Below are 15,103 nucleotides of genomic sequence, written 5' to 3' on the forward strand. Positions count from 1 at the left end.
CTTGACAAGGTTGACTTCACGAAATGACAGAGCCCGTGCTGCGTGGTATCATTGGAAAGTTTCGCCAACTGAAATTCGGAAGTTATCGCGCGTTTTCGCCCGCTTTTCCGGACGACTCTAACACGCAGCAGGCAGAAAAACCATAAACAGCGTTTTCGGCAAGGAAAACACCGGCAACGCCTCAATCAGTAGACAGGATCTGGATAGCTATGATTAAAAACGCCCAGAAAATCAACTCAGTACACATGCTTTACGACGCCGATCTTTCTCAGGACAGTTGCGGCGTAGGCTTCATCACCCGCAAGGACAGCAAACAAACCCACGAGCTGTTGCTGAAATCGCACGAAGCGCTCTGTACGATTCCACACCGCGGCGGCATGAGCGCCGAAGGCATCGGCGACGGCGCCGGCGTCAATATCGACCTGTCTCTGAAGTTTTTCCGCAAGGTCACCGGCAATCCAAACTTAGTATTGGGCCAATTCGGCGTAGCCAATTTCTTCTTTCCGGAAGACCACGCCCACTACGATTCCGAAGCGCAAAAAATGGTCGAAGAGCACCTAAAGCAATTCGACCTACCGGTTTTGAAATGGCGCGAAGTACCGGTCGATAACTCGGTGTTGAACGCCGCCGCGGTTAAAGCGCAACTGCCGATCAAACAATTGATTTTCGGTCGCCCCGCTTCATTGCAAGACGCCAACCACGATGCGTTCGAAAAGTACATCCAGCAAGCTTTGCTGGCTATCGAGGCCGACGGCTTCAATCGTCTGGAATTGCAGGGCTTCTACCCGTTGTCCATGAGCTCGCGCACGCAGGTTTACAAAGGCCGCTTGAATTCGTTCGAGGTTATCCCCTACTTCGTCGACCTGTACGATGCCGACCACGAAATCAGCACGCTGTTCTTCCATACCCGCTTCTCGACCAACACCGCGCCGGCGACGATGATGGCGCAGCCATTCCGTTACATGGCGCATAACGGCGAATTGAACACCGACAAGAAAAATCGCCTGAGCGAAAACGCCATCGCCCGGCAAAACAACAAGCACATCGTGTTTCCGTGCGGCCAATCCGACTCCGGACGCCTCGACCAAACCCTGACCCGCCGCATCAACGAAGACGAACTCGACATCGTCACGGCGATTCTGGCGATGATGCCTCCGGCTTGGGAAAACGACCCGACACTGTCCGACGAGGTTCGCGCCATGTTGGAATACTTCAGTTTGTACGAGGAAAAAAACGACGGCCCGGCTGCGTTGATCTTCAACGACGGCACCCGCGTCGGCGCCCGCCTGGACCGCTTGGGTTTGCGGCCGCTGCGCTCGGTCGAAACCTCGGAATATCTGGCAGTCATGTCGGAAGCCGGCCAAATCGACTTCCCTCCCGAACAAGTATTGCGCCGTGGCCGTATCGAAGCCGGCGGCATGCTTTATTTCGACCATAACACCGGCGAGTCATACGACAGCCACCAGGTGATGGCGCGCCTGGCCAGGGAAAAAGACTACAAAGCGATGCTGGCGCAGCGCTGCGTGCACATGGATCAACTGCCTAAAGTGGAATTGTCCGAGATCGGTAACGAACACACGCTGAATATAGAGCAACGCCACACCGCTTATGCGTTGAATCAGGAAAGCTTCAAATTCCTGCTGGACCCGATCCTGCAAACCGGCCTGGAAAAAGTCTCGGCGATGGGCTACGGCCTGACTCCGAACGCCCTAAGCTCGGCTGAGGGCGGCATGTCGCGTTATTTCAGCCAACGCTTCGCCCAGGTGACCAATCCGCCGCTGGATTCGTTGCGGGAAAGCGACGGCATGACGCTAAGGGTCGCGCTGGGGGCAAAACCGACTTTCGCGCCACCGACCAGCAAACAGTTGATGATCGAATCGCCGATCCTGCAACGCACGCAACTGGAACAAATCCGCCGCCAGACCCTGGTTAAAACCGTGACGCTGGACATGCTGTACACGCCCGATTTCGACGATGCCGCACGAAACGAACAAGCATTGGAACACGCGTTCCTGGCTGTCTGCGAACAGGTCGAGCAAGCCGCGCGCAACCATACCGGCATTATCATTTTGAGCGACGCCAACATCGATCAAACCCGGGCGGCGATTCCGGCTTTGTTGATGATTGCTGCCGCCAACCAACATTTGGTCAAACAAGGCCTACGCTTCAATTCCTCCATCGTCATGGAAACCGGCCAGGCCGCCAGTCCGCACGATGTCGCGACAATTTTGGGTTTCGGCGCCTCAGCAATCTGTCCGCTCAGCGTGCACAACCGGGTCATGACCGAATACGCCGACGAAGCCGGCCGCAAAAAAGCCTTGTACAACTTCCAAAAAGGCGTCGAGAAATCGCTGATGAAAACCATGGGCAAGTTTGGCTTGTGCACCGTGGAAAGTTACATCGGCGGCGAGTTTTTCGAGTCCAATTATCTGGACACCGAGGAGCCGAAGCTAAAACCCTATTTCCCGAATATCAACTCGTCGGTCGGCGGCGCCCGCTACGCCGATATCGCCGCCAGTTCCTGCGAATGGCACAATAAGGCGCTGTCAGTACAGAGCGAAAACGATATCCCGTTCCTGGGCCTGTTCAAGGAACGCCAGGATGGCGCCGGCCATACTTTCGGCAATGCTGCGGTGCGCGAATATATAGCGATGACCGACGAGCCGATTCTGTACATTCCGCAGCAACAGGCCGGTGAAGCCAGCGATAACGCTTACCGCGATTTCGGCTACGAAAAACGTACGCCGGCGCAGATCGACTCTTTCGGCGTCACCCCGGCTTACCGCAGTTTCAGCCGCAATCTGGCTCAGGAACGCGCCAACCGCCCTGCCGCGTTGCGCGACGTGATGGAGTTTCCGGTCGATATCACGAACGCCGAAACCCAAGCCGATTTCGATCGCCTACTCGGCAGCCAAAACCTGCATGGCAATAACAACTTTCTGGTTCGCGGCTTGACAGCGTCTCGCACCAACGGCGCCGTGTTCAAAATCGAATTAACTAACAATTCGAATAAAGCCCGACTGGAGCAATTAGCAGACCATTTCAAAGCCCGCTTCGCCGAACAGGATTTTTCCGTAGCCATCGAAACCGACGGCTTAAGCATACGGATCAACGATACCGACAGCGTACTTTACTTCTACCTGAGCAACCTCCGCACGGCTCGCGAACGCCTGGATTTGAGCAAAGTACAACCGGCGCACGAGATAACGCCAACCTTCGCTTCCGGCGCAATGAGCCATGGCGCTTTGTTGGCCGAGGCCCACGAAGCCGTGGCACAAGGGACTAATATCGCCGGCGGCATGAGCAACTCCGGCGAAGGCGGCGAACACTCCAGCCGCTTCGGTACTATCCGTTCCAGCAAAATCAAGCAGTTCGCCTCCGGCCGTTTCGGCGTCTGGGCCGGCTATTTGGCCGACCCGAATCTGGAAGAAATCGAAATCAAAATCGGCCAAGGCGCAAAACCGGGCGAAGGCGGCCAATTGCCGGCGCCGAAAGTTTCGGTGGAAATCGCGGCATTGCGCGGCGGTACGCCGAAAGTGGAACTGGTCAGCCCGCCGCCTCACCACGACACCTATTCGATCGAAGACTTGGGCCAATTGATCCACGACGCCAAGGCGGCGCGCGTGCGCGTAGTGGTCAAATTGGTATCGTCGGAAGGCATCGGCACGATCGCAGTCGGTGTCGCCAAAGCCGGCGCTGACGTGATCAACGTCGCCGGCAATACCGGCGGCACCGGCGCCGCGGCGGTCACTAGTTTGAAAAACACCGGCCGCTCGCCGGAAATCGGCATCGCCGAAGTCCACCAAGCTCTAGCGGCTAACGGATTGCGCGATAAAGTCACGTTGCGCTGCAGCGCCGCCCACCAAAACGGCACCGACGTGGTCAAATCGGCCATCCTCGGCGGCGACTCGTTCGAATTCGGCACGACTGCGCTGATGATGCTGCGCTGCGTGATGGCGAAAAACTGTAACATCCGCTGCCCGGCCGGTCTGACCACCGCCCACGAGGAGTTCAAAGGCGATCCGCGGGTGCTGGCACAGTTTTTCATGAATCTGGCCCACGAAGTGCGGGAAATCCTGGCCGACCTGGGCTACACCAGCCTGAAGGAAATCCGCGGCAAGACCGAATTGTTGCACTTGATCAACCATCCGAGCATGATCGGCCAATTGCATCTGCAAAGACTGTTGGCCGAAGTTCAGGAGATCAAAGTCGAAAAGCCGATCTATCTGGAAAAAGATTTCACCATCGACGACCTGATCTTTGCCCAAGTAAAACAAGTCTTGTTCGATCAAGGCAAAAAACAAGTCGTGGTTGAAGGCAGCGAGTTCAAGCTCAACAATCGCAACAAAACGGTCGGCGGCCAAACCGCGATCGATATCGAGCGTTTGTTGCACTACGGGATGAGCGCCGAGCAAATCGCTGCCAGCCACATCGTTTACACCAACCAGCATGGCCGCCGCTACCTGGCTGACGATACCGTCATCGTTCGCACCCACGGCTCCGCCGGCCAAAGTTACGCTGCTTTCAATAACGACGGCATGCGCATGGAACATACCGGCACCTGCAACGACGGCGTCGGCAAAACCGCTTGCGGCGGCGTGATCGTGATCAAATCGCCCGGCGGCGGTTCGAACAAACCTGGCGAAAACGTGTTGATCGGCAATTTTGCCCTGTTCGGCGCCTCAGGCGGCAAAGCCTTCATCGAAGGCGAGGCCGGCGACCGCTTCGCGGTGCGTAATTCCGGTGCAATGGCGGTCGTCGAGGGCGTCGGCGATTTTGCTTGCGAATACATGATCAACGGCGCGGTATTGAATTTGGGCGGTTTCGGCAAAGGCTTCTGCACCGGCATGTCCGGAGGCAACGCCTACCAATACGACCCGGAAAACCGTCTGGAAGACTTGTACGACGATACCTCGGTCAGCATCCACCGCCTGACCGACGCCAGCGACGTGGCGGCCAGCCACGAACAGTTCATTCTGTACATGTTGGAACAGCACATCGAACACACCGGCTCGGCGAAAGCGAAAGCGATCCTCGCCGATTGGCCGCAACAACGCGCGCATTTCAAATTCGCGCTGCCGCTATGGCTCAACCGTACCCAGACTGCGGAGTATTTGAGCAAATCTCTGGACCGCAAAGCGATGATCGAAGAGTTATCGGTCGCATTCGCGCAAAACCAGATAGAACAGATCAAGCAAGCCCATAAAACCGGTAGCGCCTTGTTTAACGGCGCTATTCCCGGATACGGCGAAACCGACAGCGAGCTGACTCTGAAACTGATCAATAGCTATGCGGTGATCGACAAAGCCCAACAAATCGCCCGCGACCAGTTGACCAAAGCCAATATGCCTTTGACGCAAACCTTGATCGATAAATATGCCGACAAACTGCTGATGGAGCGCCCGCGTAAATTGCAAGACACCCTGGTGAAAAACATTCGCGAAGCGTACAGCCAGTACGACGACCAGCAATTGGCGGCGTTAATGGCGGAAAAGCGTTTGAACGATTATAAGACCACGTTGAAATTGCGCGACGTCCAAAGCATTTATTCGATAGGTTCCTCCGCCTGGATTATCGAGCAGGACCGATTCAACCGCCAAGCGCTGGCCGGCGTGCCGACCATCGACAAGAATTTGGCTAGCCTGGAGAGCCTGAGCATCGTCAAGGAAATGCTGGAAAACGAAGCCGCATAACCTTGGCCGGCCGGGAAATACCGAAGCCTACGTTTGGATAGGTAACCCCCGGCCTATATGGATTTATTCGTTTAACGGGCCGCCTCGGCGCGGCCCAAAGTTGGTAAAGAAATGAAATCACCTTTTATCCCCGAAAACGCCCCCTATTCCGACATCCAACGCGCTTGGTTGAGCGGATTTTTTGCCGGCATGCACAGCCATATGGTGCAAAGCTCTAATAGCAGCAACCAGAGCGCTAGCCGCACCTTACATATTTTGTTCGGCAGCCAAACCGGCAATTCCGAAAGCGTGGCCCACGATGCCGCCAACCGCGCCAAAAGCCATGGACTGGTCCCGGTGGTCAAAGGCATGGACGAAATCGATATCGGCCAATTGGCCAAAATGGAATATTTGCTGATCATTACCAGCACGTACGGCGAAGGTGCTATGCCCGACAACGCCGAGATGCTATGGGAAGCCGCTAAGGCGGATTCCGCACCCCGTTTGGAAAACGTCAAATATTCGATTCTGGCGCTGGGCGACACCAGCTACGACCTGTTCTGTCAGGCCGGCAAGGATTGGGACGAGCGCTTGTCAGCCTTAGGTGCACAACGCCTGTTCGACCGCGTCGATTGCGACGTCGATTTCGAGGCCCCTGCCGAACAGTGGCTCAGCGAAGTTATTCCATTGATGGCCGAAGGCGCGGCGACGGTCGCAGTGCTGGATACCGAACAGAATGTAGCGGCCAAACCGGCTTATAACCGCAAGAACCCGTTTCCGGCTAAATTGCTGGTTAATCGGTTACTGACCGCAGAAAACTCGTCCAAGGAAACCCGCCACTACGAAATCTCCATTGCCGGCTCCGGACTCAGTTACGAAGCCGGCGATGCGATGTGCGTCGTACCGACCAATTGTCCGCAATTGGTCGCCGATATCGTTAAAACCTTAGGTTGTACCGGTACCGAAGACGAACCGGTCAACGGCGAATTGATGACGTTATCGGAAGCATTGCGCACCCATTTTGAAATCAAAACGCCGAGTAAAGAGTTCGTCGAAGAAATTGCAAAACGTTCCGGCGACCAAGAGCTCAACGGCATCCTTCAGGCCGGAGACAAAGAAAAGTTATCCGACTATTTGTGGGGCCGCGATACGCTCGATCTGTTGTTACAATTCCCGGCCGTCGAATTTTCCGCCGCCGAATTTCTGAGTTTATTGAAACCATTGCAACACCGGGCCTACTCGATCTCTTCCAGCAGCAAATTGACCCCGGACACCGTGCATTTAACCGTGGCCAGCGTCCGTTACGATGCCCACGGCCGCCACCACAAAGGCGTATGTTCCACATTCTTGGCCGATTTGGTAGATGACAGCTCGAACGTCAAAATTTTCTTCACGCCGAATAATAATTTCCGGGTGCCAAGTGACGACAGCCTGCCGATGATCATGGTCGGCCCCGGTACCGGTATCGCACCGTTCAGAGCCTTCCTGCAAGAACGCCAAGCCCGCAACGCCAACGGCAAGAACTGGCTGTTCTTCGGCGACCGCAACGCCTCGACCGATTTTATTTACCGCGAAGAAATCGAAGCGATGCAAACCAGTGGCTTGTTGACCAAGCTGGATCTGGCGTTCTCCCGCGACCAAGCCGAGAAAATCTACGTACAAGACCGGATGAAGGAACACGGCGCCGAATTGTTCGCTTGGTTGGAACAGGGCGGCTATTTCTTCGTCTGCGGCGACGCATACCGGATGGCGAAGGATGTCGATCAGGCCCTGCACGATGTGGTGCGCGAGCACGGCAAAATGAGTCTGGTTCAAGCGGTGGAATACGTTAACAGCCTGAAAAAAGACAAGCGTTACGTCAGAGACGTCTACTGATCGAATGGGCCAATCCGGCTCAGTGCGCTTTTCCGCAAGCTTCGAAAGCAATCCGCTAGGGCCGGCTTCAATTTGCCGGCAGCGGATTGTCCCTCCAAATCCGGTTTTAAATTTCGGTCCGATTGGTTAACCTTACCGTTCGAGGCAAACTTGGCCCGCAGCGCCGAGCCTCTATAAAACCGGGCATTGAATTTACCGACTCGTAGCACGAGTAGCGGGGCTCTCGAAGGTTCGGTATGGCATGGCTCCTGCTTTAGATCAGGCAGCCAACGCCTGGTTAAGCCAACCGTAGGCACTTCGCTTTGGATACTAGACAATGACATTAATCGACAAATCGACGATTCCCGCTACCGGCAACGATCAAATCGACAGCGATCACGCGGAGTTCATTAGCCTTTTGAATCAATTGGATAACGCCGACAACCTGGAGTTTGCCGGGCTTTTTCGGCAATTACACGAACACGTGGCGGCGCACTTCGAACGCGAAAACCAATTGATGGCGCAAAGCCTATTTCCGGCGGAAAGCGAACACAAAGGCGAACATCAAAGGGTTTTGTCCGAATTCAAACAATTTCAATCCAGAGTCGATAAGGGGCTAATCGCCTTCGGCCAAGCCTTTATCCGGGAGCGTTTGCCGGGATGGTTTGCTGTACACGCGGCGACGATGGATAACGTATTGGCGAGTTATATTCGGCAGAATCGGGCGTAGCCTGTTGTGGATGCAAACGGAAGCCTGCAAATCATCGAGCGATTTTACGCAAAAACCGAATGCGAGGAGATTTACCTACGTTTCATGCTCGACCACGATTGGCCGGCCAATGTCTACACCGTCGGCGGACGCCGGTTCGCCCTGCCCCGCTTACAAACTTGGCATGCCGATTCGGGCATCCGCTACAGTTACCGTTACAATCTGTTGGAAACCCGACCGTGGACGCCGCTTCTGAGCGGAATTAGGCAGCGAATCGAAGCTTGTCTGAACGTTTCGTTTAACTCGGTTTTGGCCAACCTGTACCGCGACGGTAACGACTATGTCGGATGGCACGCCGACGACGAACGGGAATTGGGGGCTCGACCCTTTATTGCCTCTTTAACATTCGGTACCACGCGAAGCTTTGCGTTTCGCCATAAAAAACTCGACCAGAAGGGCGAGGTCTTTTTGGCCGACGGCGCATTGCTGATTATGCGTCCTGAATTTCAACGCGATTGGCAGCATAGCTTACCGGCGGTTCCCGAACTTGGCAGCGGCCGTATCAATCTGACTTTCCGCAAAGTCATCGTGCCTTAACCGGACTTTCTAAACTCTTCTACCCGCACCGCCGTTCAAGAGTGTTCGATAGGCGCCGCTTGCGCCTGTTCGGCCTCGAATTTCTTTCTTTTATCGCACTTCTCGGTACAAATGCAGTTGCCGGTGCCGCCGCAAGACCCCTTGATCGCGTTTCTGCCAAAAATAACGCCTATCGCCATGATTGCGATCACAATCAGCATGAATAAAAACGTCGCAAGAAAATAACCCATAACAATTACCCCATTAGATAAGACGTATAAACAAAAAAACGAGGGACGATCCAATCGCCCCCCGTTTTTTAAACCCGACCAAGCTGTTATTAGCCGCCGAAATCGTCCAGGAAGATGTTTTCTCTGTCGACGCCGTTAGCCAGCAACATATTGATCACTGAGGAGTTCATGATCGGAGGACCGCACATGTAATATTCGCAGTCTTCCGGAGCCGGATGGTTTTTCAAGAACTCTTCATACAAGACGTTATGGATAAAGCCGGTATAGCCTTTCCAATTGTCTTCCGGCAGCGGATCGGACAATGCCACGTGCCATTTGAAGTTTTCGTTCTCGCGTTGCAGCATGTCGAAATCTTCGACATAGAACATTTCCCGTTTGCTGCGCGCTCCGTACCAGAAGGTAATCTTGCGTTTCGACTTCAGTCTGCGCAATTGGTCGAAAATGTGCGAACGCATCGGCGCCATACCCGCACCGCCGCCGATGAAGACCATTTCGGCATCGGTATCTTTGGCGAAAAATTCGCCGTAAGGGCCGGATACCCAAACTTGATCGCCCGGCTTCAGATTGAAGATGAACGAAGACATGATGCCCGGCGGTACGCCTTCCGGCGCGCCCGGCGGCGGCGTGGCAATACGCACGTTCAACATGATTTCTTTCTCTTCCGGATAGGAAGCCATCGAGTAGGCACGCAAGGTCGGTTCCTTCACCTCGGAAACGTAACGCCACAGATTGAATTTATCCCAATCCGGCCGGTACTCCTCGGCAACATCCATATCCGCATACTTGGACACGTGCGGCGGACATTCGATCTGAATGTAACCGCCGGCACGGTAGTTAATGGCCTCGCCTTCCGGCAATTGCAACACCAGCTCTTTAATGAAGGTCGCGACGTTGTCGTTGGATTTGACCGTGCACAGCCACTTCTTGACGCCGAATACGCTATCTTCGACCTCGACTTCCATATCGGTTTTTACTGCCACCTGGCAGGCCAGGCGTTCGCCGTGCGCCGCTTCGCGCTTGGTGATATGGGAAAGTTCGGTAGGCAGAATATCGCCGCCGCCTTTATGGACTTTAACTTTACATTGGCCGCAAGAACCGCCGCCGCCGCAAGCCGACGAAACGAACAATTGGTTGTCGGACAGTGCGTTCAGCAACTTGGAACCGGCCGGCACGTGAATTTTCTTCTCGTTGTTGATCAGAATTTCCACATCCCCGGCGGCGACCAGTTTGTTTTTCGCGCCGATGATCAAGAACACCAGCGCAATCACGATAGCCGTGAAGAAAATAACACCTAATGCAATTTCTAGCATTACGATACCCTTTTACAATTGAATTCCAGAGAAAGCCATGAAGCCCAAGGACATCAAGCCTGCGGTGATGAAGGTGATGCCCAGGCCTTGCAGCGCGGCAGGCACATCGCTGTATTTCAGTTTCTCGCGCACGCCGGCCATCAGAGTGATTGCCAACGCCCAACCGAAACCGGAACCGATACCGTAAACCACACTCTCGCCGAAGTTGTAGTCGCGTTCGATCATGAACAAACTACCGGCCAGAATCGCGCAGTTAACGGTAATCAACGGCAGGAAGATACCCAGCGCGTTGTACAAAGCCGGAACGAACTTATCCAAGAACATTTCCAGAATCTGTACGATCGCTGCGATCATACCGATACAGCTGAGCAAACTCAGAAAGCTCAAATCGACACCGGTGATCCCCAGCCAGGACAAAGCGTCTTCTTTCAACAAAGTTTGGTAGATGAAGTTATTGGCCGGCACGGTCAGGGTTTGCACCACCATCACCGCTACGCCCAAACCCATCGCTGTAGCAATCTTCTTGGATACCGCCAAGAAGGTGCACATACCCAGGAAGAAAGACAGCGCCAGGTTTTCGATGAAAACCGCTTTAACAAATAATGCGATATAGGCTTCCATTAGTGGTGCCCTCCTTCACCGTGAGCAATAGCCATAATTTTGAACTCGTTGTGTTCGACTTGTTTCGGCTTCCAGGTGCGGAAGGCCCAAATGATCAAGCCAATGACGAAGAACGCACTGGGCGGCAGCAACATCAGGCCGTTCGGCACGTACCAGCCACCGTCTTTGACCAACGGCAGAATTTCGATGCCCAACAACTTGCCTGAGCCCAGGGTTTCCCGTACCAGTGCCACCAGAATCAGAATCAAGCTGTAGCCGGCACCGTTACCGATGCCGTCGATGAAGCTTTGCAGCGGCGGATTTTTCATCGCATACGCTTCGGCGCGGCCCATCACGATACAGTTGGTGATGATCAAGCCGACGAACACCGACAGTTTTTTGCTGACGTCGAATGCAAACGCTTTCAACAACTGGTCGACCACGATAACCAGCGACGCAATGATGATCATCTGCACGATGATACGGATGCTGCTGGGCGTGTGCTGACGCACCGCACTGATCGCAGCGCTGGAGCACGCCGTGACCGAAGTCAGGGCCAAGGCCATGATCAGCGAGGTAGACATTTGCGAAGTCACCGCCAGTGCCGAACAAACCCCCAACACCTGCAAGGTGATCGGATTGTTATCGACCAACGGCTCGAATAATACTTTTTTGGTTTCTTTGTCCATGACGACTCCTAACCGTTTGCTTTGATTTTGTTCAGGTAAGGCGCAAAACCTTCCGGCCCCATCCAGTACAGGATCAGGTTACTGACGCCGCGGCTGGTCAAAGTCGCACCGGCCAGACCATCGACTTTGGTCGCAGCATCCGGACGGCTGCTATCGACCGTGCCTTTAACCAAAGTCAAAGCCACTTCGCCGTTATCGCCGTAGACTTTCTTGCCTTTCCAAAGCGCACGCCAGTTCGGATTAACCACCTCGCCGCCCAGACCCGGAGTTTCCCCTTGGTCGTACAGGTTGATGCTTTGCACGGTTTGGCCGTCGGCATCAAGCGCCAGGAAACCGTACATGGTGGACCACAAACCGTAACCATTGATCGGCAAAATGATGGATTGCAGTTTGTCGCCGTTTTTCACCAGAAACACCTTGGCCAATTTGGCTTTGGTACGAATGCTGGCGATATCTTTTTCCGGCGGAATCACTTCGTTTTGCGCAGGATCCTTGGCGGCTTTGCGTTGGTCGTATTCGTCGATGTTGCCGTCCACGTATTCGCCGGTCGCAATGTCGACCAATTTGGCTTCGATCCGTTCTTTGAACGCTTGGTCGATATCGGTACCTTCGTCCAACAAACCGGCGACATCCAGAATATTCTTCTTCATGTCCAAAGCTTTGTTGTGCGCTTGCAGCGGCCTTAAAGCCACAGTGGCGATCGATACCAATACCGCGCAGACCAAACACAGCGCCAGCGCGACATTGACCGTTTTTTCCAGGCTATCGTTGCTTAAAGCCAGGATACGGTCGGCATAAACCCGGAACTGCGCGTAGTACTTGCACAACTGCTCGTTAAAGTTATTGGTCTTGTTTTCGGAATTAGGCATGACGTTTGATCCTTCTTCTGATATTCGCTTGAATCACAAAATAATCAATCAATGGTGCGAACATATTGGAGAACAGAATCGCCAGCATGACGCCTTCCGGAAAGGCCGGGTTGATTACACGGATGATGATGATCATGACGCCGATCAGCACGCCGTAGATCCAGCGTCCGATATCGGTATTCGCCGCGGAAACCGGATCGGTAGCCATGTAGACGGTACCGAAGGCAAAACCGCCCAAGACCATATGCCAATACCAAGGGATCGCGAACATCGGATTGGTGTCGCTACCGACGACGTTCAATAAGGTCGACATACCGATCATGCCGATCATCACGCCGGCCATGATGCGGTAAGAAGCCACGCGGGTATACAACAGGAAGGCGGCGCCCAACAAACAAGCCAATGTCGAAGTTTCGCCCATCGAACCCGGGATGAAGCCCAGGAAGGATTGAAACCAGCCGAAGCTGCCGGTGATCGCATCCAGACCGCCGGCCGAAGCCAAAGACAGCGCGGTCGCACCGCTATAGCCATCGACTGCGACCCAGACCGAATCGCCGGAGATCGAAGCCGGATAGGCGAAAAATAGGAAGGCGCGGCCGGTCAACGCCGGGTTCAAGAAGTTTTTACCGGTGCCGCCGAATACTTCCTTGCCCAACACGATACCGAAGGAAATACCCAACGCCACTTGCCACAGCGGAATGCTGGCCGGCAAGATCAGGGTGTACAACATCGACGATACCAGGAAGCCTTCGTTGACTTCGTGTTTGCGCACGGTGGCGAACAATACTTCCCAAAAACCGCCCACCGCCAATGTGACGATATAGACCGGGAAGAAATACAACATGCCGTGCACCAGGCAGGAAAACGGGTTGTACGGGTTGTAGCCGAACAAGGCCATCGGAATGCTGCGCCAGCCGTCGATATCGGTGGCGCCGATTTTCTGCATCGCCAGATTGGCTTGAAAGCCGGTGTTATACCAAGCCATCAAAATGCAGAACGCCGTTGCAATGACCACGAAAGTCATCGTCCGCTTCAGGTCGTTACCGTCCCGGACGTGAGTGGTGCCGCGCGTTACATCGGACGGCGTATACATGAAAGTATCGACCATCTCGTACAGGCCGTAATACTTTTCGAATTTGCCGCCTTTTGTAAAATGCGGCTCTATGCTATCTAATAAGTCTCTAGCCGACATTTATCCTTCCTTCTCGATTTTGGTTAAATTTGCTCTGAGCACCGGCGCAAAATCGTGCTTACCCGGATCGACAAAAGTAAACAGGGAAACGTCTTCCTCGTTCAATTCCAGACAGCCCAGGGCTTGCGCAGTATCGGTATCGCCGACGACAATCGCTTTCAACAGCGGTGTCGGGAGAATATCCAAAGGCATTACGGATTCGTAGATCCCAACCGGGACGATGGCCCGGTTACTGCCGTTTTTATCGGTCGTCAGCGGAAACAGGCGTCCGGATTCACGGTCTTTGGAAGAGACGTAGACATTCAACGCCGAATATTTGTCTTTGCCCGGCACGATCCAGCCGAAGAACTCGCGGTCGCGGCCTTCTTTCAGCGCGGAAACTTGCAGCGCATAGGCACTCAAATAGGCGAACGGCCCGGCAGCTTCGTGTCCGTAAAGTACGGAACCGGAAATGACCCGATTCTCGCCGTCTTCCAATTCCCCGGCAGCCAATTCCAACAGATTGGCACCGACGCGGGTTCTGACCAAACGCGGCTTTTTCACGGTAGGGCCGGCCAGGGATACGACGCGCTCGACATTCAGTTGGCCGGTGGTAAACAACGCACCGATTGCGATCACAGCCTGATAATCGATGTGCCAAACAAACTTGTGGGCGTTGACCGGATCGATAAAGTGGATGTGGGTGCTGGGCAAACCGGCGGGATGCGGGCCAGCGAACTCGGCGGTTTGTACGCCGGCAACAGCGGAAATATTGGCGCCGGCTGCTTTGCACAAATAGGTTTTGCCCGCCAATTTGGATATCACCGTCAAACCGTTGGCGAAATCGCCTGCTCTTTCGGCTATCACCACCGCCGGATCGGCCGCCAACGGACGCGTGTCGATTGCAGTGACGAAGATGGAACTCGGCGTCGAATCGGCTGCCGGAACTTTACCGTAAGGGCGGGTCACGAACGATGCCCACAACCCGGACGTCTGCAGATTCTGCTTGACTTGCTCGGCAGACAAACCGGCCAACTCGGACTCGGCATACTTGCTGAACTTTTCGTGTTGGTCGCCTTTCAGCTCGATCACCACGGATTGCAACACCCGCCGGTCGCCGCGGTTTATGGCTTTGACAACGCCGGCACCGGGGGACGTGAAATTTACGCTGGGATTTTGCTTATCTACGAACAGAGCTTGGCCAACTTTAACCTTGTCCCCTTCCGCAACCAGCATTTTCGGCTTCAGCCCAACGTAATCGGCGCCCAACAGCGCGACCGATTTGACGGCATTACCCTCGCTTATTTGCTGTTCGGGCTTACCCGTAATGGGCAAATCCAAACCTTTCTTTAGTGTAAATTGCATAGTTAATACGCCTGCTCTCCAGACAAATTTCAGCAAA

General features: G+C 54.4%; 11 protein-coding genes. 4 read left to right on the top strand and 7 right to left on the bottom strand.

Annotation, left to right across the window (positions count from 1 at the left end):
- Positions 1-209 precede the first annotated feature (209 nt).
- The 4 genes from MKFW12EY_RS12730 (at position 210) to MKFW12EY_RS12745 (ending at position 8,832) form a co-directional block, all read left to right on the top strand.
- A complete protein-coding gene (locus MKFW12EY_RS12730) occupies positions 210-5,693 on the top strand; it encodes a glutamate synthase-related protein (RefSeq protein ID WP_221053121.1) in 5,484 nt (1,827 codons plus the stop codon).
- 111 nt (positions 5,694-5,804) lie between these two features.
- Positions 5,805-7,547: a sulfite reductase subunit alpha gene (locus MKFW12EY_RS12735; protein ID WP_054759016.1), complete on the top strand. Its 1,743-nt coding sequence runs from the start codon at positions 5,805-5,807 to the stop codon at positions 7,545-7,547.
- Positions 7,548-7,863: 316 nt separating this feature from the next.
- Positions 7,864-8,256 (top strand): bacteriohemerythrin, encoded by a 393-nt coding sequence (locus MKFW12EY_RS12740; RefSeq protein WP_054759012.1) that lies wholly within the window; start codon positions 7,864-7,866, stop codon positions 8,254-8,256.
- Positions 8,257-8,262: 6 nt separating this feature from the next.
- On the top strand, positions 8,263-8,832 hold the full coding sequence (locus MKFW12EY_RS12745) for an alpha-ketoglutarate-dependent dioxygenase AlkB family protein (RefSeq protein WP_054759010.1): 570 nt from the start codon (positions 8,263-8,265) through the stop codon (positions 8,830-8,832).
- A gap of 35 nt (positions 8,833-8,867) precedes the next feature.
- Here MKFW12EY_RS12745 and nqrM read toward each other — a convergent pair whose 3' ends face one another.
- From nqrM to MKFW12EY_RS12780, 7 genes are all read right to left on the bottom strand, one after another.
- A complete protein-coding gene (nqrM, locus tag MKFW12EY_RS12750) occupies positions 8,868-9,062 on the bottom strand; it encodes a (Na+)-NQR maturation NqrM (protein ID WP_054759047.1) in 195 nt (64 codons plus the stop codon).
- 89 nt (positions 9,063-9,151) lie between these two features.
- The gene (nqrF, locus tag MKFW12EY_RS12755) at positions 9,152-10,372 is read right to left on the bottom strand and encodes an NADH:ubiquinone reductase (Na(+)-transporting) subunit F (RefSeq protein ID WP_064021958.1); all 1,221 of its coding nucleotides are present in this window, start codon (positions 10,370-10,372) and stop codon (positions 9,152-9,154) included.
- Positions 10,373-10,384: 12 nt separating this feature from the next.
- Positions 10,385-10,993, bottom strand: a complete 609-nt coding sequence (gene nqrE / locus MKFW12EY_RS12760; RefSeq protein WP_054759008.1) for an NADH:ubiquinone reductase (Na(+)-transporting) subunit E — start codon at positions 10,991-10,993, stop codon at positions 10,385-10,387.
- Complete coding sequence (locus tag MKFW12EY_RS12765) at positions 10,993-11,661, bottom strand: NADH:ubiquinone reductase (Na(+)-transporting) subunit D (protein ID WP_054759006.1); 669 nt, start codon at positions 11,659-11,661, stop codon at positions 10,993-10,995. Before MKFW12EY_RS12765 ends, nqrE begins: the two co-directional genes overlap by 1 nt.
- 8 nt (positions 11,662-11,669) lie before the next feature.
- The gene (locus MKFW12EY_RS12770; protein WP_054759005.1) at positions 11,670-12,530 is read right to left on the bottom strand and encodes a Na(+)-translocating NADH-quinone reductase subunit C; all 861 of its coding nucleotides are present in this window, start codon (positions 12,528-12,530) and stop codon (positions 11,670-11,672) included.
- A complete protein-coding gene (locus tag MKFW12EY_RS12775) occupies positions 12,523-13,722 on the bottom strand; it encodes an NADH:ubiquinone reductase (Na(+)-transporting) subunit B (protein WP_054759003.1) in 1,200 nt (399 codons plus the stop codon). Before MKFW12EY_RS12775 ends, MKFW12EY_RS12770 begins: the two co-directional genes overlap by 8 nt.
- Positions 13,723-15,066, bottom strand: a complete 1,344-nt coding sequence (locus tag MKFW12EY_RS12780) for a Na(+)-translocating NADH-quinone reductase subunit A (RefSeq protein WP_054759001.1) — start codon at positions 15,064-15,066, stop codon at positions 13,723-13,725. It lies immediately after the preceding gene.
- Positions 15,067-15,103: the final 37 nt, after the last annotated feature.

The organism is Methylomonas koyamae, from assembly GCF_019669905.1.
GTDB lineage: Bacteria > Pseudomonadota > Gammaproteobacteria > Methylococcales > Methylomonadaceae > Methylomonas > Methylomonas koyamae.

Excerpts from the sequence above, each read along its gene's own strand:
- MKFW12EY_RS12730 (WP_221053121.1), top strand. The coding sequence starts at position 210 with ATGATTAAAAACGCCCAGAAAATCAACTCAGTACACATGCTTTACGAC.
- MKFW12EY_RS12735 (WP_054759016.1), top strand. The coding sequence starts at position 5,805 with ATGAAATCACCTTTTATCCCCGAAAACGCCCCCTATTCCGACATCCAA.
- MKFW12EY_RS12740 (WP_054759012.1), top strand. The coding sequence starts at position 7,864 with ATGACATTAATCGACAAATCGACGATTCCCGCTACCGGCAACGATCAA.
- nqrM (WP_054759047.1), bottom strand. The coding sequence starts at position 9,062 with ATGGGTTATTTTCTTGCGACGTTTTTATTCATGCTGATTGTGATCGCA.
- nqrF (WP_064021958.1), bottom strand. The coding sequence starts at position 10,372 with ATGCTAGAAATTGCATTAGGTGTTATTTTCTTCACGGCTATCGTGATT.
- nqrE (WP_054759008.1), bottom strand. The coding sequence starts at position 10,993 with ATGGAAGCCTATATCGCATTATTTGTTAAAGCGGTTTTCATCGAAAAC.
- MKFW12EY_RS12765 (WP_054759006.1), bottom strand. The coding sequence starts at position 11,661 with ATGGACAAAGAAACCAAAAAAGTATTATTCGAGCCGTTGGTCGATAAC.
- MKFW12EY_RS12770 (WP_054759005.1), bottom strand. The coding sequence starts at position 12,530 with ATGCCTAATTCCGAAAACAAGACCAATAACTTTAACGAGCAGTTGTGC.
- MKFW12EY_RS12775 (WP_054759003.1), bottom strand. The coding sequence starts at position 13,722 with ATGTCGGCTAGAGACTTATTAGATAGCATAGAGCCGCATTTTACAAAA.
- MKFW12EY_RS12780 (WP_054759001.1), bottom strand. The coding sequence starts at position 15,066 with ATGCAATTTACACTAAAGAAAGGTTTGGATTTGCCCATTACGGGTAAG.